Annotated in this window: 19 protein-coding genes and 4 tRNA genes; 11 read left to right on the top strand and 12 right to left on the bottom strand. The window is 74.5% G+C overall.

Translation table 11 applies throughout. The features are described from left to right. Positions 1-129: 129 nt before the first annotated feature. The 5 genes from AB0G11_RS45375 to AB0G11_RS45355 all read left to right on the top strand — a co-directional run bounded on the left by AB0G11_RS45375 (position 130) and on the right by AB0G11_RS45355 (position 1,886). Positions 130-1,425, top strand: a complete 1,296-nt coding sequence (locus AB0G11_RS45375; protein WP_357593213.1) for a peptidoglycan recognition family protein — start codon at positions 130-132, stop codon at positions 1,423-1,425. Between the two features lie 86 nt (positions 1,426-1,511). Then, a tRNA-Gly gene (locus AB0G11_RS45370) sits at positions 1,512-1,583 on the top strand. Between the two features lie 15 nt (positions 1,584-1,598). After that, a tRNA-Cys gene (locus AB0G11_RS45365) sits at positions 1,599-1,669 on the top strand. 52 nt (positions 1,670-1,721) lie between these two features. Beyond that, positions 1,722-1,793, top strand: a tRNA-Gly gene (locus tag AB0G11_RS45360). A gap of 18 nt (positions 1,794-1,811) precedes the next feature. Beyond that, a tRNA-Val gene (locus AB0G11_RS45355) sits at positions 1,812-1,886 on the top strand. Positions 1,887-1,934: 48 nt separating this feature from the next. On the opposite strand, the gene AB0G11_RS45350 is transcribed toward AB0G11_RS45355, so the two are convergent. Further along, positions 1,935-2,408 carry a DUF5946 family protein gene (locus AB0G11_RS45350; protein WP_357593211.1) on the bottom strand — a complete coding sequence of 158 codons (474 nt, stop codon included), beginning with the start codon at positions 2,406-2,408 and terminating at the stop codon, positions 1,935-1,937. A 186-nt stretch (positions 2,409-2,594) separates the two neighbouring features. Between AB0G11_RS45350 and AB0G11_RS45345 the strand changes: the two genes are divergently transcribed. Next, complete coding sequence (locus AB0G11_RS45345; RefSeq protein ID WP_219511128.1) at positions 2,595-3,371, top strand: mechanosensitive ion channel family protein; 777 nt, start codon at positions 2,595-2,597, stop codon at positions 3,369-3,371. Between the two features lie 40 nt (positions 3,372-3,411). Here the strand turns inward: AB0G11_RS45345 and AB0G11_RS45340 are convergent, their stop codons facing one another. After that, positions 3,412-3,723, bottom strand: a complete 312-nt coding sequence (locus tag AB0G11_RS45340) for a DUF6401 family natural product biosynthesis protein (RefSeq protein WP_357593209.1) — start codon at positions 3,721-3,723, stop codon at positions 3,412-3,414. Between the two features lie 62 nt (positions 3,724-3,785). Further along, positions 3,786-4,946 (bottom strand): 4-hydroxybenzoate 3-monooxygenase, encoded by a 1,161-nt coding sequence (locus AB0G11_RS45335; protein ID WP_357593207.1) that lies wholly within the window; start codon positions 4,944-4,946, stop codon positions 3,786-3,788. 68 nt (positions 4,947-5,014) lie between these two features. Here AB0G11_RS45335 and AB0G11_RS45330 point away from each other — a divergent pair, with 68 nt between their 5' ends. The 3 genes from AB0G11_RS45330 to AB0G11_RS45320 are packed head-to-tail and all read left to right on the top strand — an operon-like array spanning position 5,015 to position 10,178. After that, complete coding sequence (locus AB0G11_RS45330; RefSeq protein WP_357593205.1) at positions 5,015-5,776, top strand: IclR family transcriptional regulator; 762 nt, start codon at positions 5,015-5,017, stop codon at positions 5,774-5,776. A gap of 36 nt (positions 5,777-5,812) precedes the next feature. Continuing rightward, on the top strand, positions 5,813-6,733 hold the full coding sequence (locus tag AB0G11_RS45325) for an NAD(P)H-binding protein (RefSeq protein ID WP_357593203.1): 921 nt from the start codon (positions 5,813-5,815) through the stop codon (positions 6,731-6,733). A gap of 28 nt (positions 6,734-6,761) precedes the next feature. Continuing rightward, complete coding sequence (locus AB0G11_RS45320) at positions 6,762-10,178, top strand: hypothetical protein (protein WP_357593201.1); 3,417 nt, start codon at positions 6,762-6,764, stop codon at positions 10,176-10,178. A 58-nt stretch (positions 10,179-10,236) separates the two neighbouring features. Here the strand turns inward: AB0G11_RS45320 and ligD are convergent, their stop codons facing one another. From ligD to AB0G11_RS45280, 8 genes are read right to left on the bottom strand one after another with little or no spacing between them, the layout of a single operon-like run. Beyond that, positions 10,237-11,418 (bottom strand): non-homologous end-joining DNA ligase, encoded by a 1,182-nt coding sequence (gene ligD, locus AB0G11_RS45315; RefSeq protein WP_357593200.1) that lies wholly within the window; start codon positions 11,416-11,418, stop codon positions 10,237-10,239. A gap of 52 nt (positions 11,419-11,470) precedes the next feature. Further along, the gene (locus AB0G11_RS45310; RefSeq protein ID WP_357593198.1) at positions 11,471-12,427 is read right to left on the bottom strand and encodes an aldo/keto reductase; all 957 of its coding nucleotides are present in this window, start codon (positions 12,425-12,427) and stop codon (positions 11,471-11,473) included. A 28-nt stretch (positions 12,428-12,455) separates the two neighbouring features. Further along, a complete protein-coding gene (locus AB0G11_RS45305; RefSeq protein ID WP_357593196.1) occupies positions 12,456-13,565 on the bottom strand; it encodes a zinc-binding dehydrogenase in 1,110 nt (369 codons plus the stop codon). Between the two features lie 19 nt (positions 13,566-13,584). Continuing rightward, positions 13,585-14,457, bottom strand: a complete 873-nt coding sequence (locus AB0G11_RS45300; protein WP_219511087.1) for a branched-chain amino acid ABC transporter permease — start codon at positions 14,455-14,457, stop codon at positions 13,585-13,587. 28 nt (positions 14,458-14,485) lie between these two features. Then, entirely contained in the window at positions 14,486-15,640 is a 1,155-nt protein-coding gene (locus tag AB0G11_RS45295; RefSeq protein ID WP_357593194.1) for an ABC transporter substrate-binding protein, read from the bottom strand. Positions 15,641-15,675: 35 nt separating this feature from the next. After that, positions 15,676-17,895, bottom strand: coding sequence for an ATP-binding cassette domain-containing protein (locus tag AB0G11_RS45290; protein WP_357593192.1), 2,220 nt, complete (start codon positions 17,893-17,895; stop codon positions 15,676-15,678). Continuing rightward, positions 17,892-18,623, bottom strand: coding sequence for an ABC transporter ATP-binding protein (locus tag AB0G11_RS45285; RefSeq protein WP_357593190.1), 732 nt, complete (start codon positions 18,621-18,623; stop codon positions 17,892-17,894). The genes AB0G11_RS45290 and AB0G11_RS45285 overlap by 4 nt, the downstream gene beginning before the upstream one ends. After that, on the bottom strand, positions 18,623-19,513 hold the full coding sequence (locus AB0G11_RS45280) for an alpha/beta hydrolase (protein ID WP_246646272.1): 891 nt from the start codon (positions 19,511-19,513) through the stop codon (positions 18,623-18,625). The genes AB0G11_RS45285 and AB0G11_RS45280 overlap by 1 nt, the downstream gene beginning before the upstream one ends. A gap of 145 nt (positions 19,514-19,658) precedes the next feature. On the opposite strand from AB0G11_RS45280, the gene AB0G11_RS45275 reads away from it, so the two are divergent. Beyond that, positions 19,659-21,044: an amidohydrolase family protein gene (locus AB0G11_RS45275; protein WP_219511079.1), complete on the top strand. Its 1,386-nt coding sequence runs from the start codon at positions 19,659-19,661 to the stop codon at positions 21,042-21,044. Positions 21,045-21,096: 52 nt separating this feature from the next. On the opposite strand, the gene AB0G11_RS45270 is transcribed toward AB0G11_RS45275, so the two are convergent. Further along, positions 21,097-22,077: an aldo/keto reductase gene (locus tag AB0G11_RS45270; protein ID WP_357593188.1), complete on the bottom strand. Its 981-nt coding sequence runs from the start codon at positions 22,075-22,077 to the stop codon at positions 21,097-21,099. Between the two features lie 98 nt (positions 22,078-22,175). Here AB0G11_RS45270 and AB0G11_RS45265 point away from each other — a divergent pair, with 98 nt between their 5' ends. Continuing rightward, entirely contained in the window at positions 22,176-23,159 is a 984-nt protein-coding gene (locus AB0G11_RS45265) for a methyltransferase dimerization domain-containing protein (protein WP_219511077.1), read from the top strand. Positions 23,160-23,167 lie beyond the last annotated feature (8 nt).

The following is a 23,167-nucleotide window of genomic DNA, read 5'->3' as shown; positions in this document are numbered from 1 at the left end:
CCCCTCCCCGCCCCCCGGCCGGGTGGTACGGCGCCCTGCCCCGGGTCGGGGGGGGCGGGCGCGGGCGGGGGGGGGGTGGGGGGTGTTCGGGGGGGGGGGGGCCCCCCAACCCCCCACGACGGATCGGTGGTGCGGCTGCCCGCGAACCCGCGCCTGCCCGGCCCCGCGCCGCTGCGCCGGGCGAAGGGGCACGCCGAGTGCCCGCACACGCTGGCCTGCGAGTGGATGCCCGCCGCGTACGCGCGCACCGGCAAGGGCGACCACGGCAACCACGACCGCCTGGACCGCGCCCGCCGCATCGACTACGTGGTCATCCACGACACCGAGGGCACCTACGCCGGGATCCCCTCGCTGGTGCGCAACCCGAAGTACGTGAGCTGGCACTACACGATCCGCTCCCGCGACGGGCATGTCGCCCAGCACGTGCGGAACAAGGACATCGCCTGGCATGCCGGCAACTGGGACGTCAACACCCGTTCGATCGGCATCGAGCACGAGGGGTACCTGGCGCAGGGCGGCACCTGGTACACCGAGGCGATGTACCGGGCGTCGGCCAAGCTGGTGCGCTACCTGGCGGACCGGCACGGCATCCCGCTGGACCGCCAGCACGTCCTGGGCCACGACAACGTCCCCGGCACGTCGGCGAAGACGCTGCCGCAGATGCACGACGACCCGGGCCCGTACTGGGACTGGGCGCACTACTTCGACCTGCTCGGCAAGCCGTTCGAGCGGCCGGGGCACGACGGGCCGGCGTACGAGCTGACGGGCGGGTTCGCGGGCGACGAAAGCGGCCCGGGGTCGGTGCTGGTGCTGCCGTCGTACGACGAGCACCGGCCCAGGTTCACCGGCTGCGTGAAGGCCAGGCCGGCCGGGCGGTGCCCGCGGCACGGCGCGTCGGCGGTGTGGCTGCGCACCGAGCCGCGCGAGGACGCCCCGCTGGTGGACGACGCGGGCAAGCGGCCCGGCGCACCGAGCACGTACAGCGTCTACGACCACAGCGCCCGCGCGTCGGCGGGGCAGCGGTTCGGGCTGGCGGAGCGGCGGGGCGACTGGACGGCCATCTGGTATCTCGGGCAGAAGGCCTGGTTCCACGACCCGTCCGCGCGCCCGACGTCCGTGGCGGCGCGGGGGCCGCTGGTCACGCCGGTCCGCCCGGGCGTCAAGGTGTACGGCCGCGCCTTCCCGGAAAGGTCGGCCTTTGCGGGCACCCGCGCCCCGGTCCAGCAGCACGCCCCGCTGCCCTACACGCTCGCCCCCGGCCAGACGTACGCGCTCGGCCAGAGCCTGACGGGCAGCTATCACTCGGCCCGCTCGTTCGACCCGGCCCGGCACGTCACGGTCAAGGGACGGCTGCGCTACCACCAGATCCAGCTCGGCCACCGGGTGGCGTTCGTCCGGGCGGACGACGTCCGTGTCATCCGCTGATTTTCGCCACAGGGGCCTCACAGTGCGCACGGGCACTCCCAGGAGGCGATATGGTTTTCCCGTGGCCGGTTCAGTGCCGGAAACACGCGGAAGTGGCTCAGTGGTAGAGCATCACCTTGCCAAGGTGAGGGTCGCGGGTTCGAATCCCGTCTTCCGCTCGGAGTTCAACTCCTGGTGGAGTGGCCGAGAGGCGAGGCAGCGGCCTGCAAAGCCGTCTACACGGGTTCAAATCCCGTCTCCACCTCGGTGCGGTTCGGCGGACTCGTCAGGATCGGCTAAAGTAAGTGCAACGCCATGCGGAAGTGGCTCAGTGGTAGAGCATCACCTTGCCAAGGTGAGGGTCGCGGGTTCGAATCCCGTCTTCCGCTCTGAGACAACTCAATCCCGGACGATTAGCTCAGCGGGAGAGCGCTTCCCTGACACGGAAGAGGTCACTGGTTCAATCCCAGTATCGTCCACCACCGACCGCGAAACGCCCCGGCCTCCGATGGAGGACCGGGGCTCTTTCGTCATCCGGCGGGGCGGCCGAACCAGGCGTCCACGGTGGCCTGGGCGATGGCCGTCATGCGGCGGCCGTAGTCCTCGTGGCCCCGGGCGACGAAGCTGCCGTCGTCGCACGGCAGGGCGGCGAACCCGGTGCGGAACCGCTCCGGCGGCCCCTCCTGCGGGAGCGGCGCGTAGGGCTCCAGCGGCGCCATGTCGTATCCCGACCGGACCCCGTGCCGGTTGCGCGCCACCTGGTGGGACGCCACCCGCAGCAGCGCTTCGATCCCCTGGTCCAGGCAGAGCTGCAACAGTCGGAACTGGGTGTCGAGGTACTTGGCGTGCCCCCGGGAGGGGTGCTGCAGCAGGTAGGCGCAGACGACGGGGGCGTGCCAGCGGTACATCTCCGGATCGCCCTGCTCCTCGGCCAGGATCGCGTAGTAGTAGTCCTCGCACAGGCCGAGGGGGCCGGCTTCCGCGCCGCAGTCGCACTGATCCATGCGCGGCACCCTAGGCGCACGGCGACAGGCTTGTCATCCGAATTCCCGGCCTCCGCCAAGCCATGTCATTACTCTCCGTTGACCAAATATGCCAAAAACCCGCATTTATCGTCGCTCTCCGTGTATATCGGGGCGCTGAGCGGGTAGCGCGCAGGCATTGGCTCCTCGGAGGAGGAAACCGTGGACATCAACATAGGCCAAGGCATATCCGATGCCTGGCGGATGATCGCGACATTCGTTCCGAAGCTTGTCGCATTCGTCGTCATTCTCATTATCGGCTGGATCGTGGCCAAGGTGCTGGCGAAGGTCCTGGGCAAGCTGCTGAACCGGGTCGGCTTCGACCGCGCGGTGGCACGCAGCGGCGCCGCCGGGCGGTGGCAGGAACGCAGCCGTTACGGCGCCAGCGGGCTGCTGTCGAAGCTCCTGTACTACGCGCTGCTGCTGATCACGCTGCAGATCGCCTTCAGCGTGTTCGGGCCGAACCCGATCTCGACGCTTCTCACCGGCGTGGTGGCCTGGCTGCCACTGGCCGCGGTCGCGATCGTGATCATCGTGGTGGCCGGGGCCATCGCCAAGGCGGTCCGGGACATCATCTCCAGTGCGCTCGGCGAGCTCTCGTACGGCCGCTGGCTGGCGACGGCCGCCGCCGTGTTCATCTGGGCCCTGGGCATCATCGCCGCGCTCAACCAGATCGGGGTGGCCACCGCGGTCACGATCCCGGTGCTGATCACGGTGCTGGCGACGCTCGGCGCCATCGCGGCCATCGGCGTGGGCGGCGGTCTCGTCCGGCCGATGCAGCAGCGGTGGGAACGCTGGCTGGGCCGGATCGAGCAGGAGGCGCCGCAGGCCAGGGCGCACGCGGAGGCGTACCAGCGGGGTCGCGGGGACGCCCAGCAGATGACCGAGGAGGCTCCGCACGTCCAGTCGGGCGGCGCCACCCGGTCCGACTACCGGGAACCCTGACGTGCCTCACGGGACCGGCCGCCCGGCCGGTCCCGGCGCGTCAGGCGGGGAGCTCCCCCTCGAGGAAGCCCCGTTCGCGGGCGAGCCAGCACACCGCCGTCAGACGGAGGGCGGCGGCGTCCGGCTCGCCGCTGAACGCCCAGCCCCGGTGCCGCAGCTCGTCGAGGAAGCCGAGCAGGTAGTCGCCCAGCGTCTCGCGATCCAGCGGGATCGCGTCCCGCAGCACCGCGGCGTGCTGGTCCACCGCGGCGACGAGACCGGGGTCCGTGGTCATCCTGGCGAGCTGGTCCTGCCCGAGGGTCTGCATGACCGAGCGCAGCGGCGCAGCCGCCCATCCATCCGCAAAAAGCACCATCAAACCCTAAACCATGCCAAAACCCCTTTACCCGTCCCGCCCACGTCCGGGCGGCCGGCTCAGGGGAAGGGCAGTCCCACGTAGTTCTCCGCAAGCGTCGTGGCCGCGGCCTCCGAGGACGTCACGTAGTCCAGGTGGGACAGCTGCAGCCGGCGCCCGTAGTCGTCGTCGGAGTCGAACGTGTGCAGCAGCGTCGTCATCCACCACGAGAAGTGCTGGGCCCGCCACACCCGCTTCAGGCACGCCTCGGAGTAGCCGTCGAGCAGGCCGGTGGAGCCGTCGTGGAAGAACGCGGCCAGCGCCTCGGTGAGCACCCGCACGTCGGCCACGGCCAGGTTCAGCCCCTTGGCGCCGGTCGGCGGCACGATGTGGGCGGCGTCCCCGGCCAGGTAGAGGCGGCCGTACTGCATCGGCTCGGTGACGAAGCCGCGCATCGGCGTGACGCCCTTCTCGATGATCTCGCCGGTCGTCAGCGCGAACCCGGGCACCGTCTCCAGCCGGGCCTTCAGCTCGGCCCAGATCCGCTCGTCGGGCCACTCGGCCACGTCGGCGTCGGGCGGCACCTGGAGGTAGAAGCGGCTGATCTCGGGCGTGCGCATGCTGTGCAGGGCGAAGCCGCGCTCGTTCCTGGCGTAGATCAGCTCCTCCGACGACGGCGCCACCCTGGCCAGGATGCCGAGCCAGGCGAACGGGTAGTCGCGCTCGTAGGTCCGCAGCACGCCCGGCGGCACCGACGGCCTCGACACGCCGTGGAACCCGTCGCACCCGGCGATCACGTCGCAGTCCAGCCGCTCGCCGCCGGACGTCAGGTACGGCCGGTCCTCCGGCGAGTGGATCGCCACGTCCTCGACCTCGAACCGCACGTCGCCGCCCGCCTCCAGCCTGGCGGCGATGAGGTCCTTGACCACCTCCTGCTGGCCGTACACGGTGATGGCCCGGCCGGGCACCAGCTTCTCGAACGGGATGCGGTGTCCCGCGCCGCCATAGCGGAGCTCGATGCCGTGGTGGGGCAGGCCCTCGCGGAGCAGCCGCCCGCCGACGCCCGCCTCCACGAGCGTGTCGACCGTGCCCTGCTCCAGCACGCCGGCGCGGACCCGGCGCTCGACGTAGTCGCGGCTGCGCTTCTCCAGCACCACCGAGGAGATGCCGCGCAGGTGGAGCAGGTGAGAAAGGAGCAGGCCGGCCGGTCCGGCGCCGATGATCCCTACCTGAGTTCGCATGAGCACAGCATGCTGCCCGCCGGGCCCCGGATCGAGAACCGGCTTCCGCTCAGTGGAAGAATGGCGACATGTCAGGCGGCGCCCGCGAGCCGGGCCGTACGGTCACCTCCAAGGTGCTGGCCATCCTGGGCGCGTTCGACGCCACCCACCGCGAGCTCACGCTCACGCAGATCAGCGAGCGCAGCGGCGTCGCCCTGGCGACGGCGCACCGGCTGGTCGGCGAGCTGGAGCGGTGGCAGGCGCTCAGCCGCGACCCCGGCGGGCGGCTGCGCGTCGGGCTTCGGCTGTGGGAGCTCGGCCAGCTCGCGCCCGGACGGCTGCGCGAGGTCGCGCAGCCGTGGCTGCAGGAGCTGTTCGCGAGCACCGGCGAGAACGTGCACCTGGCCGTCCGCGACGGCATGGAGGTCCTGTACGTGGACAAGGTGTACGGCAGGCGCGCCGTGCCCATCGTGTCGCGGACCGGCGGGCGGCTGCCGATGCACCCGACGGGCGTGGGCAAGGCGCTGCTGGCGCACGAGCCCGACTGGTTCGTGCAGTCCTACCTGGCGCGCACCCTCGAACGCCCCACCGCGCACACCATCACCGAGCCGGGGCGGCTGGCGCGCGAGCTGGCCGCCGTGCGGGCGCAGGGCCACGCGCTCACGTACGAGGAGATGACGGCCGGTTCGTGCTCGGCGGCGGCGCCGGTGCTCGTGGAGGGCCGCGCCATCGCGGCGGTCGGGATCGTGCTGGCCGCCCGGCGGGCCCGCGAGCTGCCCCGGCTGGTGGAGCCGCTGCGCGCGGCCGCGGCGGGCATCGCCCGCGCCGCCGCCCCGTCGGCCGGGGGCTGACGGGCATGTCCGGGGCCTGGTGGGTAGGTGCTGGTCATGCTCATCATGCTGACGGGCGCGACCGGCACGCTCGGCCGGGCCGCGGTGCCCGCCCTCCTCAGGGCCGGCCACGAGATCCGGGCGCTGAGCCGGGAGGAGCAGCCCCGGCGTGACGTCACCTGGGTGCGCGGCGACCTGGCCACGGGCTACGGCGTGCGCGAGGCCGTGGCCGGCTGCGACGCCGTCGTCCACCTGGCCGCGCTGGACCGCGCGACGGCGGGCGACCTGCTGTCGCGGCCCGGCACCGCGCCCGGCGCGCTGACCGTCGACGCCACCGGCACCCGCGCGCTCGTCACCGCCGCCCGGGAGGCGGGAGTGACGCACCTGCTGCACGTCTCCGCCGTCGGGGCCGGGCGGTCCGGGCCCATGCGCCGCCGGGCCGAGGCAGAACGGTTCGTCAGGGAGAGCGGCCTGCCCTTCACCATCCTCCGCGTCACCCACCTGCACCAGCGGCTCGACCAGGTGCTGCGCGGGCTGGCCGGCTCGCCGGTGCTGCCGGTCGACCGGTCGCTGCCGTGGCAGCCGCTCGACGCGGGCGAGGCCGCCGCCCGGGTGACCGGCCTGCTCGCCGACGGACCGGGCCGCGCCGTGACCGAGTACGGCGGGCCGCACGTGCTGGCCACGTCCGAGCTGGTCAGGACCTGGCTGGCCGCCCGAGGGCTGCGGCGGCTGTGCCCGCCCCTGCGCTACCCGGGCAAGGTCGCCGCCGCCCAGCGCAAGGGCGCGCTGACCACCGACGCCATGCCGAGGGGCCGGATCACCTGGCACGACTACCTGAACCCGCCGCCGATGCCGTCGGAGGACTTCGCCGAGGAACACACCGCGTCGCCGACCAGCCCGGCGAACCAGCCCGAACGCGACCCCGACCGGCACGTCTACGGCGGCGACGAGGGCTACCAGCGGCCGACCCGCGGCTGACGCCGCAAGCCCCCATAATGGGGCAGTTATGCGGCCTCATGCTCTGATCAAGGACGTGGAACAGCTCGCGCACGGGCAGCGGTGCCGCCGCCTGGCCGAGCACGGACGGCGCCTGGCCGGCCGGCCCGAGCTGCGCGGCCTGCTCGACGGCCTGGCCCGGCTCGGCCCGTACGAGCGCTTCCTCGCCGTGCGGCTGGCGGCGGCGGCCCGCGACCTCCCCCACATCGCCCGGGCCACCGGCGACCCCGACCCGGACGTCGGCCGCTACGCGATCGTCTCGGCGGTCAAGCTCGGCGCCCCGGACGAGGTCGTCGCGCGGATCGTCCGCACCGGCCCGGCCGCGCGGCGGGCCGAGGTCTACCGGGCGATCCGGCGTCACGGCCGCGGCGACCTGGCCGCGCTGCTCATCGACGACGTGCGGCAGCGGTGGGGAGACCGCGAGGCGGCGAGCCTGCTCCCGGCCTGCCCCGCCGATCTGGCCGCCGCCCTGCTGCCCGGCCTGGAGCACGCCGTGCCCAACTGGCGCACGCTGGCCAGGCGGCACCCGCTGCTCGTGCTCGGGCACGCCGAATCGGCGCTGGCCGGGCTGCCGCTCCCGCTCCGCCCGGCGTGGTGGCTCACGCGCGGCCCCGGCGTCGAGGCCGCCGCCGCGCACGCTCCCGGACGCGTGATCACCGTGCTGGAGCAGCACTGGAGCCCGCGCGGCGCCCGGTGCGTGAGCCTGCTGCTGAAGGCCGACCCCGACCGTACGCTCGCCCTCTACCTGGTCCCCGGGCGGCAGGCGCAGCTCGCCGGGCTGCTGCGGCGCGCCGCGATCCGGCGGCGGCTGGCCGCGCTGCCCGACGACCGGCTCGGCGAGGCCGGGCGGGCGGTGCGCGACCACGAGCCCGCGCTGATCAACCTGCTGCGGGCGGTGGCGCCGGGCCGCAGGGGGGCCGTGTTCGAGGCGGCGACCGCCGGCGTGGACCGGTCGCGGGCGCTGCCGTCGCCGTTCCTGCTGAACGTGCTGCCGCTGCGCCCGCGCGTCGCCGAGGCCCGGCGCATGCTCGGGCTGCGCGCCGTCGCCGACGACCCGGCGCGCACCCTGGAGATCACCGCCTTCCTGCCCTACGCCGACGCCGAGCCCGCCCTGCTGGCCGCGACCCGCCGGTCCGAGGGCGCCGACCGGGCCATCGGGTACGGCCACCTGATCGCCTGCGCCGGGCGCGACCGCGACCCCGCCGTGTTCATCCGCCTGCTCGGCGCGCTCGGGCGGCTGCGCAACGAACAGGACCCGGTACGCCAGGCCGCCCTCGCCGCACTGGCCGCCGTCCCGCCCCGGCTGTTCGCGGCCGAGCACGTGCCCGGCCTCGACCGGCTCGTCGAGGACGCGCTGGCCGCCCGCGACTGCTCCTACCACACCCGGCTCGCCCTGGCCCGCCTGGCGACCCGCGTCTTCGAGCAGGGGGCCGCGCGCGACGACCCCGCCCTGCTGGAGTACGGCCTGCGCGCCTTCGACCGGCTGACCGGCTACGTGGGCACCGCCTCGCTCAGCCACCTGTCGCGCGTGCTGCGGCGCGGCCAGGAGGTCACGCTGGTGCGGCGGCTCGCGCCCCACCTGGAGGCAGGCGGCCGCCGCGACCGGCACGAGCTGGCCTTCCTGCTCGCCAACGCGCTCGGGCGGCGCGGCCACGACCTGCCCGAGCTGCAACAGGCGCTGCGACGTGCCCTGACCGCGGTCAGCGAGCTCACCGCCATCGAGGCGATCGACCTCTGGCTGGAGCCGCCCCGCACCCGGGGCGAGCGCGTGGCCGGGCTGCTGGCCGCCGACCCGTCGACGGTGGCCGTGGGCAGCGTGTTCGCCGCGCTGGTGTGGCACCGCACCGACCTGCTGGACGCCGTCCTCGGCCGGCGCGCCCCCTCCGGCCGCTTCGCCAGGAGCGACGTGCGGCAGGTGCGTCACGTCCCCCGCCGGGCCGTCCTGCGGTGGACCGCCCGGCAGCGCGAGGCGTACGTGAAGCTGCTCGAACAGGTCGCGGGCCAGGGCGGCCTGCCCACCGGCGAGCGGGCGCACGCCGTGCGGTCACTGGGCGAGATCCCCGGCGTCGAGGCCGGGCGCCTCCGCCGCCACCTGGAATCGGACGAGGCGCTGCTGCGGCGGGCCGCGCTCACCGCGCTCCCGTGGACGGCCCGGCCCCAGGACGTGCTCGCCGCCCTGCTCGCCCGCGCGAGCGGCGACGACGCGCACGTGGCGGTGTACGCGGCGGCGCGGGCGGCCCGCTTCACCCCGCCCGCCGAGCTGGCGGCCGCCCTGGAGCCGGTGCTCGCCGGGGGCAAGGTCACCGCGCGCAAGGAAGCCGTCCGGCTCCTCGCCCGCCACCGCGCCCCCGGCGCCATCGGGACCCTGCGGGACCTCTGGCACGCCGACGGGCAGCACAAGGACGTCCGCGTGGCCATCGTCTCAGCCGCCCTCGGCCTCCTCCCCGCCCCGGAAGCCTGGCCCCTCCTACGCGAAGCCGTAGGCGCCCCGGCCGGCTCCCCGGCGAGCGACCCCTCGCCCTCCCCCGCGGACCGCGCGACGAACGGCGGCCCGGCCTCCCCGGACGGCGGTGTGGTGGGTGACGGTGCGGCGGGGGATGTGGCGGCTCCGGTGCTCGGGGTGCATCCGCTGGCGGTGCCTGAGCGGTGGCGGGTCGCGTACGGGGGGCTGGTGGTGGCCGCGACGCGGGCGCGGGACCGGCGGACGCGGCTGATCGCCGTCGAGACGCTGCCCCGCTGGGCCGCGTACGCGCCGGAGGCCGTGGAGCGGCTGGCCGGGCTTCTCTCCGGGCTGGACGAGACCGCCGGCTGGAGGGCCGCCGCGCGGGGGCTGGTCAGCGCGGCGTGCTCCGGGCACGGGACGGCCGAGCTGCGCGGGGCCGTACGGACGCTGGCCGCCGCGCCGGCCGAGCCCGACGCGGGCGCCGACCGCGACCGTCCGGCCGCCCAGCGGCTGGCCGCCGTCGTGTCGGACCTGTGCGAGGCGCACCGGGCCGACCGCGAGCCGGCGGCGGCGGTGGTCGCGGAGGTGGCCGCCGAGCTGCCCGCCCACCTCGCCGCCGAGCTCCTGGCCGCCACCGTCGACTGGGACGACCCGCACGCCGTGCTGGACCGGCTGACCCGGACGGTCCCGGGCGTCCTGGCCGCCGTCACGACGGCCCACGCCCTCGCCCGGTCGGCGGACGACGTCCCCGCCGACCGGGTCCTCCCCCACGCCCAGCGCCTCGCCGCCCTTCAGCCCCCGGACCTGGGGACGGATGAGGTGACGGCCGAGGTGGCGGCGTTGCTGGCGGTGGGTCTGGCGGCGGAGTGCGGGCCGCGGGCGGGCTGGCCGGAGCCGTGGCGGGCGCTGCTGCGCCAGGTGCGCGCCGACGGCCCCCGCGAGGCCGCCTACCAGGCGTCCCAGGTCATCACCGCAGACGAGTGACGACAGGCCGCATGACGGCGAGCCCGCGCAGGCGTCCACGCGGGCATCCACGCGGGCGTCAGGTCCAGGGGTCGTAGTCGGACTCCAGGGGCTCCTGCGGGGGCCGCCGGTCCTCCGGCACGTTCTGCAGGTTGACGCGGATCCGGTACCACACGCTGCTACGTCCGCGCATGCCGTCGACGAGCACGTCGGCGGGCTCCAGGAGGGCGGCCACGTCGGGGTGGCGGGCCTTCCAGCGCTCCAGCCCGGCCAGCGCCTCGTCCTTGTGCTGGGCCTTGGCGATCTCGATGACGGGCCGGGTCTGCACGCGGCGCCCGCTGCCCTTGGGCGGCTTGGGCGGCGGGCCCAGATCCTCGGCCAGCTCCAGCAGGCCGTCGAGGGAGCCGGGGTGGGTGTCCATGTCGGCCCACGGGTCGCCGAGCTCGGCCAGCCGCCCGGGCACGGTGGCGACCGTGTAGGCGGCCGGGTCGCAGCCGGGCACCTCGTCCCAGGTGAGCGGGGTGGAGACGCGGGCGTCGGGCACGGCGCGCACGGAGTAGGCGGAGGCGACGGTGCGGTCGTAGGCGTTCTGGTTGAAGTCGACGAACACGCCGTGGCGCTCCTCCTTCCACCACCGGCTGGTGGCCAGGCCGGGGGCGCGCCGCTCGACCTCGCGGGCGACGGTCTCGGCCGCCTTGCGCACCTGGGCGAACGGCCAGCGCCGCTCGATGCGGGCGTAGACGTGGAAGCCGCGCGAGCCGGACGTCTTGGGCCAGGCGGTCAGCCCGTGGTCGGCCAGCACCTCGCGGGCGACCTGGGCGGTGGCCAGCACGTCGGCCCAGCCGACGCCCGGCACCGGGTCGAGGTCGATGCGCAGCTCGTCCGGGCTGGCCAGGTCGTCGGCGCGGACCGGGTGCGGGTTGAGGTCGACGCAGCCCAGGTTGACCACCCACAGGAGCTGCGCCAGGTCGGTGCAGACGACCTCCTCGGCGCTGAGCCCCGAGCGGTAGCGCAGCTCGGCCACCTCGATCCAGGCGGGCCGCTTGGCCGGGGCCCGCTTCTGGAAGAACGGCTCCTCCTCGATGCCTTTGACGAACCGCTTGAGCACCATCGGCCGGCCGTGGACGCCGCGCAGCGCCGCCTCGCCGACCCGCTCGTAATAGCGGACCAGGTCGAGCTTGGTGATCCCGGCCTGCGGGAACACCACCTTGTCGGGGCTCGTCACGCGTACCTCGCGGCCGGCGACCTCGATGTCGGGCATGAGATCACGATACGCGCGCGGCCCGACATTCCCCGGGGCGGCGTGCGCGGGATCAGGGCCCTTCGGGGTCGACGGCGTCGCGGTCGGCCCAGAACGGTTCGACCAGTTCGCGCAGCCGCTCGGCGCCGACCCGTTCGAGCAGCGCGAGCGCGCCGACGTTGTCGGTGAGCTGCCGCATGCGGGTGACGCCGAACAGCACGGTGCAGATGGCCGGGTGGGTGAGCGTGAACGCGACGCAGAGCTGCGCCGGGGTGGCGTCCAGGTCGGCGGCGACCTCGGCGAGCCCCTTGGCGGCGGCCATGATCTGGTCGCGGATCCCGCCGGGGTCGCGGCCGATCTCGCGGGTCGGCGTCGCCCGGCCCGCCAGGATGCCGCCCTCCATGACGTCGGACGCCTGCAGCGAGATGCCCTCGGCGAACAGCGCGGCGAACGGCTCGCCGTCGGGGATGGAGCGGCGGCACGGGCTGTACTTGAGCTGGGCGAGCTGCGGCCCCGGCGAGCCCGCCTCCAGGGCGTGGTCGCGCAGCGTGCGGACCGAGGTGGCCGACCAGTTGTTGACGCCCCAGCAGCCGACGAGCCCGGCGGCCTCCAGGTCGGCCAGGTCGGCGGCGAGCCGCCGCAGGTCGAGGTCGGCGCGCCGGATGTCGCCCAGGACGACCAGGTCGGCCCGGTCGGCGCCGACGCGGAACAGGGCGCGTTCGAGCTGGTCGCGCAGCGGCTGCTCGGGGTAGCCCTCCAGCCAGAGCTTCTCCGACAGCAGGTAGTCGTCGCGGGCGATCCCGGCGGCGCGCACGATCGCCGAGAACAGCACGTCGGTGAAGACCGGCGGGTGCCCGGGGAAGCCGTAGACGCCGACGTCGAACAGGTTGATCCCCAGGTCGACGGCACGGCGCACGAGGGCGACCGCGTCGGCGAAATCCATCCGGTCGTAGGTGTGCCACGATCCCAGGGACAGGACGGAGGCTTCGGGGCCGCAGGTTCCGATCCTGCGGCGCGGCACGGTGGACATCTGTCTCCTCGTAGGTATGGGGGGTTCGTCAGGGCAGCCACGGGTGGATGACGGCCTTGACCTGGTCGAGCCGCGCCATCGACGCCAGGGCGGCGCTCGCCCCGCCGAGCCCGACCGGCTCGCTGAACAACTCGTCCCAGGCGAAGCGCGTACGGAAGGCGCGCAGGAACTCGACGGCCCGGTAGTAGTCGCCGACGTCGCCGTTGAGCGAGCCGAGCACGGTCAGCTCCTTGCCCATGATCGTGCCGAGCGGGATCGGGTCGGGGCGCGGGCCGGTGCTGCCGACGACGACGAACCGGCCGCCCCAGGCCGCCATGTCGACGGCCTCGGCCCCGACGCCGGGCGCGCCGGCCAGGTCGAGGACGAGGTCGGCGCCCCGGCCGCCGGTGGCGTCCAGGACGGCGGCGACCCGGCTCGCCGCGTCGCCGTCGAGCCCGACGACCACGTCGGCGCCGAACCGGCGGGCCAGCTCCAGCCGGCTGCCGGGCGCGCCGACGGTGATGACGGTGCCCGCCCCGGCGGTGCGGGCGACGGCGGTGGCGATGATCCCGAGCGCGCCGGCGCCCTGCACCAGCACGCTCGATCCGGGCCGTACGCTCCCGGCCCGCTCGAAGGCGTGCAGGACGGTCTTGACGGCGCAGCCGGCCGCGGCGGCCCAGGTGTCGGCGACGTCGTCGGGCAGCACGACCTTGAGCGCGCCGGGGGTGACGTAGGCGTGCCCGGCCAGCCCCGCCGTGGCGTACGGCCAGCGGTCGGCCCGCTGGCGGAACCCGTAGCCGCGGTCCGCGCAGGCGACGGGGGCGCGCAGCACGGTGCAGCCGTAGCAGCGGCCGCAGACGGACTCCGACCAGCCGATCCGGTCGCCCGCCTTGACGGGGCGGCCGAGGGCGTCGACGGTGCCGGGACCGGCGGCCTCGACGGTGCCGGTCATCTCGTGGCCCAGCACCATCGGCAGCATGCCGGGCCAGGACATGGCGCCGCTCCACAGGTGCACGTCGGTGGCGCACAGGGTCGCGCAGGTGATCCGGACGATCGCGGCGCCCGGCTCGACCTCGCCGGGCAGCGGCAGCTCCTCGATCACCAGCGGCTCGCCGTGCGCGCGCAGCACGGCGGCACGGGTGGAGGCGGGAACGGTCATGCTCTGCTCTCCTCTTGGGTCATCTGCTGTGGGCGGTGTCCCAGACCTCGTGCCGGCTGCGCCACCACAGCAGCACCACGATCACGAGGAACGGGACGACGCCCCGGTACTGCTGGATCGCGCTCAGCGACGCCGACAGGCCCTCCAGGCAGCCGAGGACGAGGCCGCCGGCGAGCGTGAGCGGCAGGCTGCGGAAGGCGCCGACCATGGCGACGGCGAAGGCGGTGGCGATGAGGTTGCCCAGCGTGGAGAAGTCGCCGCCGAGCCTCGGCGCCACCAGGAGGATCACCAGCGTGGTGACGGCGCCGATCGCCGCCCACACGCCGACGGCGAGCCTGGGCGCCGGGATGCCGACGACCTCGGCCGTGGCGGGCCGTTCGGACAGCGCCTGCAGCCGCAGGCCGACGAGCGTGCGGTTGAGCAGCAGCCCGACGCCCACCGTGATGAGCACCGCGAACGCCAGCGACACCAGCACCGACTGGGGCACCACGACGCCGCCGACGGTGAACGCGGGCGTGTCGAACGGCGCGGGGAACCGGCGCGCTCCCGTCGTCGTGCCGCCGAACAGCCGCAGGCCGATCGCCATGACGGCCACGTACACGGCGACGGTGACGGCGGCCTTGGTGCGCTCGTCGTGGTCGCCGAACCAGCGGACGAGCACGGCGCCCAGCAGCGCCGACAGCGCCGCCCCCGCCGCGACGCCGAGCGGCAGCGCCAGCCACACGCCCAGCCCGGCGTCCATGAGCGACACCATGACGAAGGCGCCCATCGCGCCGACGGCCGCCATCGTGAAGTTGACCACGGCGACCAGCCGGTAGGTCAGCACGACGCACAGCCCCAGCAGCGCGTACACGCCGCCGCTGGTCAGCCCGGCGACCACGGAATTCAGCATCGAGCACCTCCTGGGCGGGCCTGGCCGGTCACTTCCGGCCCGGGACGATGAAGTCCTCCGGCAGCACCTGCCACTTGCGGTCCTGCACCTTGACGAACCGGCTGCCCTCGATCGGGTTGTGCGCCTCGCCGGGGCCGAAGACGTACGGGGTGCCGACCATCGGGTAGTCGATCGGCCGCATGGTCTTGAACGCCTCCGTCACCGACGCCCGGGTGATCGGGCCCTTGACCGTCTTGAGCACCTGGACGAACACGTCCGCCGCCATCACCGCGCCCTGGCTGAACGCCGTCTTCTGGATCTTGCTCCCGTCGACGACCCTGGCCCAGCGGTCGTTGCCCGGCAGCGTCTCGTCCGTGTACGGCTGCCACTCCGTCCCGGCGTAGGCGTTCATGCCCTCCGGGATGACCTCCGCGTTGGCGTCGGTGTAGCTGTTGGCGCCCATGATGAAGTCCACGTCCTGCATGCCCTGCGTCTTGGCCTGCGCGAACCACGGGCCCACCTGCGCGTTGTAGAGCACCGCCTGGCAGCCCGCGCCCTTGGCCTTGACCAGGTAGGGCGTCGGGTCGCCCTGGCCCACCGAGGTGTCCTTGACCGTGAGCGTCTTGCCGGTGAGGTCGCTCCACTCCTTGATCGCGGCGTCGATGCCGCCGCCGCTGCCGGGCAGCGTCGTGTAGAACATGCAGACCTTGTCGTGCTTGAGCGTCTCGGAGGCGTAGTAGAGCATCGCCGTCAGCAGCTTGAACGGGCCCGGGTTCACCGGGGCGATGTTCGGGCTGGTGAAGCAGGCCGGGTCGACGCCGATCGCCGGGACGGACACGATGCCGGCGTTGCTGTAGGTCGCCCGGTTGAGACCGCAGTCGACCGCGCTCGACGAGCCGACGAGCGCCACCACCTCCTCCGACTCGATGAGCTCGATCGCCGCCTCCGTCGAACGCTGCGGGTTCATCGCGTCGTCCTTGCTGATGAGCTCCAGCTTCCGGCCCCCGATGCCGCCCGCGGCGTTGACCTCGTCGAAGACCGCCTTGACCGCCTGCGGGACCTCCGGCGTCTGGAACAGGCCGGTGATGCCGTTGATCGAACCCACCTTGATCGGGCCGTCGGCCCCGCCGCCCTCCCCCGAGCAGGCGGCGGAGGCGAGAACCAGGACGGCGGCGGCCGCCGCGGCCAGATGCGAACGCTTCATGTGAGGCACATCCTTCGTCTGGAGGGGTGGGGGGTTCAGGGCACCGGCACGTCCGCGGCGCCGAGGTAGGCGGCCATCACGGCCGCATCCTCGAGGACGTCACCGGTGGGCCCCGAGGCGATGACGTGCCCGAAGTCGAGCACCGTCACCTCCTGACAAGCGGCCCGGACGAGCTCCATGTCGTGCTCGACCAGGAGGATCGACACCCCGAAGCGTCTCGGCGCCTCCACCAGGCACGCGCCGAGCTTCAGGGACTCCGCCGCCGACTGCCCGGCGGCGGGCTCGTCGAGCAGCGCCACCCTCGGCCGCGCCGCGACCGCCGCGGCCACGTCCAGCAGGCGCCGGGTCCCGACGTCCACGATCGACACCGGCACCTCGCCCGGCGGGCAGCCGAAGAACTCCAGCAGCTCGTCCGCCTCCCGCCTGGGCAGTCTCCGGCCGGCGCCGATCGTCAGATACTCGTACTGGGTGAGCTCGGGGGCGATCACCGTCGTCTGGAACGTGCGGCGCAGCCCCCGGCGGGCCCGCGCCGCCGGGGCCAGCCGGTCGATCGGCTGCCCGGCCAGCGTCACCGTGCCCTCGTAACCGGCGACGAAGCCGGTCACGGCGGCGATGAACGTCGACTTGCCCGCCCCGTTCGGCCCGATCAGCCCCACCACGGCGCCGTCGGGCACGGTCAGGTCGACCCCGTCGAGCGCCACCACCTCCCCGAACCGCACCCGCAACCCCCGCACCGCCAACCCCGCGTGGCGGGCGCCAGGGGAACTCCCGGCCTGCGCGGCGTCCCCCGCCGCTGCGGCACCCCCCTGCGCCGTGGGCACGGCCTCGCCCCCGCCTGCGGCGATCACACGAGCCTCCGGCACGGGCTCCCGGACGTGCTCCGTACGGGCGACGTCGTCCGGGAGGCCATCGCCGGTCGCCGAGCCTGCGGCGGCTGAGGCGGACCCGCCACCGACGGCACCCGCAGCGCCGGAGGCGGCACCCCCGCCTCCCCCGGCCCCGCCAGCAGCGACGGGCGCAGGCGCCGGAGCGGGACCGTCGGTAGCGGGATCCCCGAGGCGAGGGGCCGCCTCGGATCCGCCTCCGCCCACTGCGGCGGAGACGGACCCGCCGCTGGCACCCGCAGCGCCGGAGGCGGCATCCGCGGCGCGGGGGGTCGCCTCCGCCCCGCCCGGTGCGGCGTCCGGGCGGGCCGCCGGCGCGGGCTCCTGCACGTGTTCCGTACGGGGGGTGTCCTTCACGAGGTCGCCGGAAGGGGCGCTCGCGGTGATGGGGGCGGTGTCCGGAGCGGAGGGTTCCTTGGAGGCGAGGAGTTTGCGGGCGGCGGCTTCGCGTCTGCGGCCGCGGGTCAGGTCGGTCTGGCTGACGCCGCCGCGTAACGCCAGGATGGCGAAGAGGCCGAAGAGCATCCCGCCGAGGTCCTGGGGCAGCTTGAGCTTCTCCATGACGGTCGCCATGGCCGCGCCGAAGACGCCGCCCATGACGGCCCCTTCGGCGTGGTGCGGCCCGATGAGGATCGCCACGGCGAACAGCGCCAGCGACTGGCCCATGGCGAAGTTGCTGGAGACGACGAGCCCGAGCTGTCCGGCCATCAGCCCGCCCCCGATGCCGGCGATGAAGGAGCTGATCGCGAACGCGGTGAGCTTGCTGCGGGCGACCGAGATGCCGTGGGAGGCGGCGGCGCGTTCGGAGTGGCGCAGTTCGAGCAGCGACCGGCCGAGCCGGGTCCGGTTGAACAGGGCCAGCCCGACGGCCAGCAGGGTGAAGACGAGGACGGCGAGGACGAAGTAGGCGCCGTTGGTGGCGAACAGGGAGGGCCTGGTGAGCGTCTTCAGCTCGGTGGTGCCGGGGAACTGGTTGGCGTTGAGCACGATGTCGGCCGAGACGGCGAAGCCGAAGGTGACGATGGCCAGGTTGACGCCGCGGATGCGGAGGGCGGGCAGCCCGATGGCGACGCCGACGGGGACGGCGGCGAGTCCGCCGAGCAGCAGCCAGAGCAAGAAGCCGCCGGGCGCGTCGGCGAGGTTGAGCCGGAGCACGACCCACGCGCCGATGGCGGCGAACGACATCTGGCACAGGGACATGACGCCGGCCCGTCCGACGATCACGCCGTAGCTCTGCATGATCACGGCGCTGACCACGGCGGTGATCGCGAGGTAGATCCAGTAGGGCGGCAGCAGCGCGGGCACCGCGAGGCAGGCCACCAGGGCGGCGCCGAGGCCGAGGCCGAGTGCGCGCCTGTCGACGAGGGTCATCGCGTCTCGCTCTCCGCCGCGGCGGCGACCGGCGCCGGCGGCAGGCCGAAGTAGAACTCGTGCAGCCGTTCGCTCCGGCCGCGCAGCTCGGCGCAGGGCCCGTCGTGCACCACGCGGCCCTTGCGCAGCACATAGGCGTGGGTGCCGATGTCCAGGGCGAGGTTGGCGAACTGCTCGATGAGGAGGACGGCGATGCCGAGGCCGACCAGGTCGCCGACGGCGTCCATGAGGCGGCGCACGACGACGGGGGCGAGGCCGAGGGACATCTCGTCGATGAGGACGACTTTCGGGCCGGAGACGAGGGTGCGGCCGAGCGCCAGCATCTGCTGCTCGCCCCCGGACAGGTGCCCGGCCTGCAGGCCGCGGCGGTTGCCCAGTTCGGGGAAGAGGTCGTACACCTTGCCGAGGTCGCCCCCGGCGACGAGCAGGTTCTGTTCGACGGTGAGGGTGCGGAAGACGGTGCGGGCCTGCTCGACGTAGCCGAGGCCGGCCTGGGCGCGCCGGTAGGTGGGCAGCTTGCCGATGGGCCAGCCGTCGAGTTGGACCGTTCCGGAGGTCACCGGGGCCAGCCCGGCGATGCCGTCCATGAGCGTGGTCTTGCCGGCGCCGTTGGCGCCGAGGACGACCGTGACGGCGCCGGGGGCGACGTCGAGCGAGACGTCGTGGACGACGGGGACCTCGCGGCGGTTGACGCCGACGCCGCGGAGGCTGAGGACGGGGGCGGTCATCAGAGCGCCCGCAGGGCGGCGATCACCCGGGCGTGCGCGTCGCGCGAGTCGGTCAGCTCGGTGGCGAGCAGGCCGAAGAAGCCGTGGATCAGCCCGTCGTAGCGGACGAGCTCGACGTCGACGCCGGCGTCGGCGAGGCGGCGGGCGTACTCCTCGCCCTCGTCGCGCAGCACGTCGCACTCGGCGCCCAGGACGAGGGCGCGGGGCAGCCGGGACAGGTCGGCGGCGCGCAGCGGCAGCAGGTAGGGGTCGTCGAGGTCCTTGACGTCGCGCGGGTAGGTGGTGAAGAACCACTCCATGCTGGCCCTGGACAGGAAGTAGCCGTCGGCGTAGGCGTCGTAGGAGGCGTAGCCGTCGCCGGGGTGGCCGACCACGGGCGAGACGAGGACCTGCAGGCGGATCGGGGGGCCGCCGAGGTCGCGGGCCTTGAGCGCGACGACGGCGGCCAGGTTGCCGCCGGCGCTCTCCCCGCCGACGGCCAGGCGCGCCGGGTCGGCGGCGAGGCGCTCGCCGTGCTCGTGGACCCAGCGCACGGCGGCGTAGCAGTCGTCGGCGGCGGCCGGATAGGGGTTTTCGGGGGCAAGGCGGTAGTCGACGGAGACGACGACGGCCTCCGCGCCGGCGCAGACGGCCCGGCAGGCGACCTCGTTCTCGTCGAGGCTGCCGATGGTCCAGCCGCCGCCGTGGAACCAGACGAGCGCGGGGAAGGGCCCGTCGCCCTCGGGGGTGTAGACGCGGACGGGGAGGTCGCCGGCCGGGCCCGGGATCACGGTGTCGGCGACGGCGCCCACGGGCTGCAGCCGCTCGGGCATCCGCCAGGCGCTCCGGAACCCCTCGCGCATGGCCTGAGCGTCGAACGCGACGACCGGGCCCTGGTCAGCGACGCTCATGCGGTCGATGATGGACTGCGCCTCGGGATGCAGCGGCATCGTTACCTCCGATCGCCCGGGTGCCTCGCTCAGGCACTCGAAAATCGTATCCGATTCCGTGTACGTTATTCGGAGCCGATCGGCGATGTCTAGAGCGAAGAGGAAGATGTTGCGCAACGAATCCCAGGACGAGGCCGACCTGGTGCTGACCGGGGGTCAGGTCCACACCGTCGACGCCGCCGACCGGGTCGCCGAGGCGATCGCGGTCCGGGGCGGCGCGATCGCCCGTGTCGGCACGGCCGGGGAGGTGGCCCCGCTGATCGGCCGCCGCACCCGCGTCGTCCCGCTGCGCGGCGCGTCGGTGCTGCCCGGCATCAACGACTCCCATCTGCACGGCGTGTGGCTCGGCACGATGTGGCCGTCCCTGCTCATGGACCAGCTCACCGGAGGCGGTCACGGCGACCCCCCGGCGGCGCCCGCGCGCTTGGAGACGAGCGCCGACCGGCGGGCCGCGATCCTGCGCACCGGCGCCCTGCTCGCGACGCTCGGGATCACCAGCTACACCGAGCCCGGCCTGGGCCCCGGCGAGGACGACGGGCCGAGCGGCTGCTTCGGCTCGGCGGCCCTGCGCGACTACGCGGACCTGGCCGCCGAGGGCCTGCTGACGGCGCGCGTCACCGCGTTGACGCTGTTCGGCGAGCTCGACGGCGCGAGCTCGCCCGCCGCCCTGCTGGAGGGCCTGCGCGGCTTCGCGCCGCCCGCCGCCGTGCCCGGCTGGTTCCGGGTGGCGGGGGTGAAGGTCTTCGCCGACGGCATCCCGCCGATGCGCACCGCCTGGACGGACGAGCCGTACGAGGACGGCACGTACGGGAGTCTGCTGGTCGACGGCGGCACCGACGACGAACGCGAGGCCGGGCTGGTCGCGATGATCGACGCGGCGCACGCGGCCGGGCACCAGATCGGCGTGCACGCGACGGGCAGCCGGGCGACGCGGGTCGTCACGCGCGCCCTGGCCGCCGCCCTGGCGCGCGACGGCCGGGACGCCCGCCACTATCTGATCCACGGCGACCTGCTGCACCCGGCGACGCTGAAGGCGATGGCGGCCGTCGGGATCGGGCTCAACACCCAGGCGGGCATCCCGGTCGCCACCGAGGACCTGCTGGTGGCCGCGCTGGGCCGCGAGGCGGCGGCGTACGCCTGGCCGGTGGGTGACGCGCTGGCCACCGGGGTGCCGCTCTGCCTCAGCTCGGACGCGCCCGTGCTGACGCCGGACTGGCGGGCGGGCATCGCGGCGGCGGTCACCCGGCAGGGCCCCGACGGGCGGGTGCGCGGGGCGGCGCAGCGGGTGGCGCTCGCGCGGGCGCTGCGCGCGTACACGATCACGCCGGCGTGGCAGGACGGCGCGGAGGCGTGGAAGGGGTCGCTGGAGCCCGGCAAGGTCGCCGACCTGTGCGTGCTGGACGGCGACCTGCTGCGGACCGAGCCCGGGGTGTTGCCGCAGGTCCCGGTCCGCATGACGGTGGTGGACGGCCGCGTCGTCCACGAGGTGTAGGAGCGCCGCCGCGACGCCGCCTGCCACGCCCTCGCGCCCGGCCGCCGCCCGCTCAGCGGACGTCGGCGCCCCAGGCGGCCTCCGGGTGCACGGCGTCGCGGTCGATCCAGAGCCCGGCCACGGCGGCGCGCAGCTCGTCGCCGTGCCGCTCCAGCAGGGCGAGCGCGCCGAGGTTGTCGTCGAGCTGGGCCCGCCCGCTGACCCCGACCAGCACGCTGGCCGCCGCCGGGTGGGCCAGGCAGAACGCGATGGCGAGCTGCGCGGGCGTGGCCCCGAAGGACTCGGCGACCCGGCGCAGCTCGGGGTAGGCGGCGCGAATCCGGTCGCGGATGCCGCCCGGGTCGGCGCCGATCTTGCGTTCGGGATGGAGCTTGCCGGCCAGGATGCCGCCCTCGAAGACGTCGGAGGCCTGCAGCCCGAGCCCGTCGGCGAACAGCCGCCCGTAAGGCTCGCCGTCGGGCACCGAGCGCCGGGCCACGCTGTACTTGAGCTGCGCGAACGCGGGCGGCGTCAGCCCTTCGGCCAGCGCGAAGTCTCGGGCGAGTCGCAGGTCGCGGGCCGACCAGTTGTTGACCCCCCAGCAGCCGAACCGCCCGGCCCGCACCAGCTCGGACACGTCCGTCACCACGGCGCGCAGGTCGAGCTCGCCGGCGAAGTCACCGAGGACGACGAGGTCGGCATGGTCGGTGCCGATGCGGTCGAGCGCGACCTCCGCCTGCCCGGCGAAGGAGAGCACCGGGTAGTCCCACAGCCAGAGCTTGCCGCACAGCAGGTAGTCCTCCCGGGCGACGCCCGCCTCTCTGACGGCCTGGCCGAAGATCACGTCGGTGACGGCGTTCTCGGCATGCGGGCCGAAGTCGTAATGGGCCACGTCGAACAGGTTGACGCCGCGCCCGACGGCCGTGCCGATCAGCTCGGCCACCTGCTCGCGCGGCATGCGGTCCCAGGTGTTCCACGAGCCGAGGCCGAGGACCGGGACCTCCGGGCCGCCGTCGCCGAGCCTGCGCCGGGGCACCTGACCTGAGAATTCCACGCCTGCCTCCCTTGGGGGTGGGTGCGGCCCCTGGCCGCCGTCCGCTGAATCGTATAGCATTCCCCATATCCTTCTGCCGTACAAGGAGTGCACCCCCCATGTCATCTCTCAACGGCCCCGAGCGGATCGTGCAGGTGGCCACCGGCTACATGGCCGCCAAGCAGCTCTTCGCGGCGAGCGAGGCGGGCCTGTTCCGCGCCCTGGCCGCAGGGCCCGCGTCCGTCGCCGAGCTCTCGGCCGCGACCGGCCTGCCCGAGCGCACCGCCCGCGTCCTGGCCGACGCGATGGCGGGCCTCGGCCTGCTGGAGCGCGACCACGGCCGCTACTCCAACGGCCCCGCCGCCGCCCGCTACCTCGCCGGGTCGGGCGACGACGTCGACCTGGGCCCGTGGCTGACGTTCCTCGACACGATCAGCTACGGGCACTGGCTCGGCTTCGGCGAGAGCGCCCGCACCGCCAAGCCCGCCCAGCTCGACCTGGGCGGCGACCGGATGCGCGTGTTCCTGTCGGGCGTGATGACCTACAACGCGCTGCACGCCAGGATGCTCGCCGGGCACTACGACTTCTCCCGGCACGAGCGGGTGATCGACTTCGGCGGGCTGTCCGGGTCGTTCCTGGCCGAGGCGCTGCGCGCGGCCCCGGGGCTGCGGGGCGTGTTCTTCTCCGGCGGCGACCTGGCCGTGCACGCCGGCAACACGCTGGTCGCCGCCGGGGTGGGCGACCGGGCCGAGGTCGTCGACGGCGACCCGCTCGACGGCGACGTGCCCGAGGGGTTCGACCTGGTGCTGCTGGAGCACGTCGCGCACCGCTACGACGCCGCCCAGAACCTGCGCATCGCCGAGCGGGCCCGCCGGGCCGCCACGCCGGGGGCGACGCTCCTGCTGCTCGACTTCTTCCTCGACTCCGACGACCGGCAGCGGCCGCTCGACGCGCTGCACGCCGCCGAATACCTGGTCATCGACGGCACCGTCGTCTACCCGGACGACGAGGTGCGGGGCTGGCTGCGGGCTGCCGGCTGGGAGCCGGTCGAGACGCGGACCCTGCCGGGCAGCCCGCGCGTCATCGTGGCGGAGGCCCGATGAACGGCGCA

The organism is Nonomuraea sp. NPDC023979 (genome assembly GCF_040639085.1).
Lineage (GTDB): Bacteria > Actinomycetota > Actinomycetes > Streptosporangiales > Streptosporangiaceae > Nonomuraea > Nonomuraea ceibae.
The sequence above is the reverse complement of the archived record's forward strand: the minus strand, read 5'-3'. Positions and strand labels throughout refer to the sequence as shown.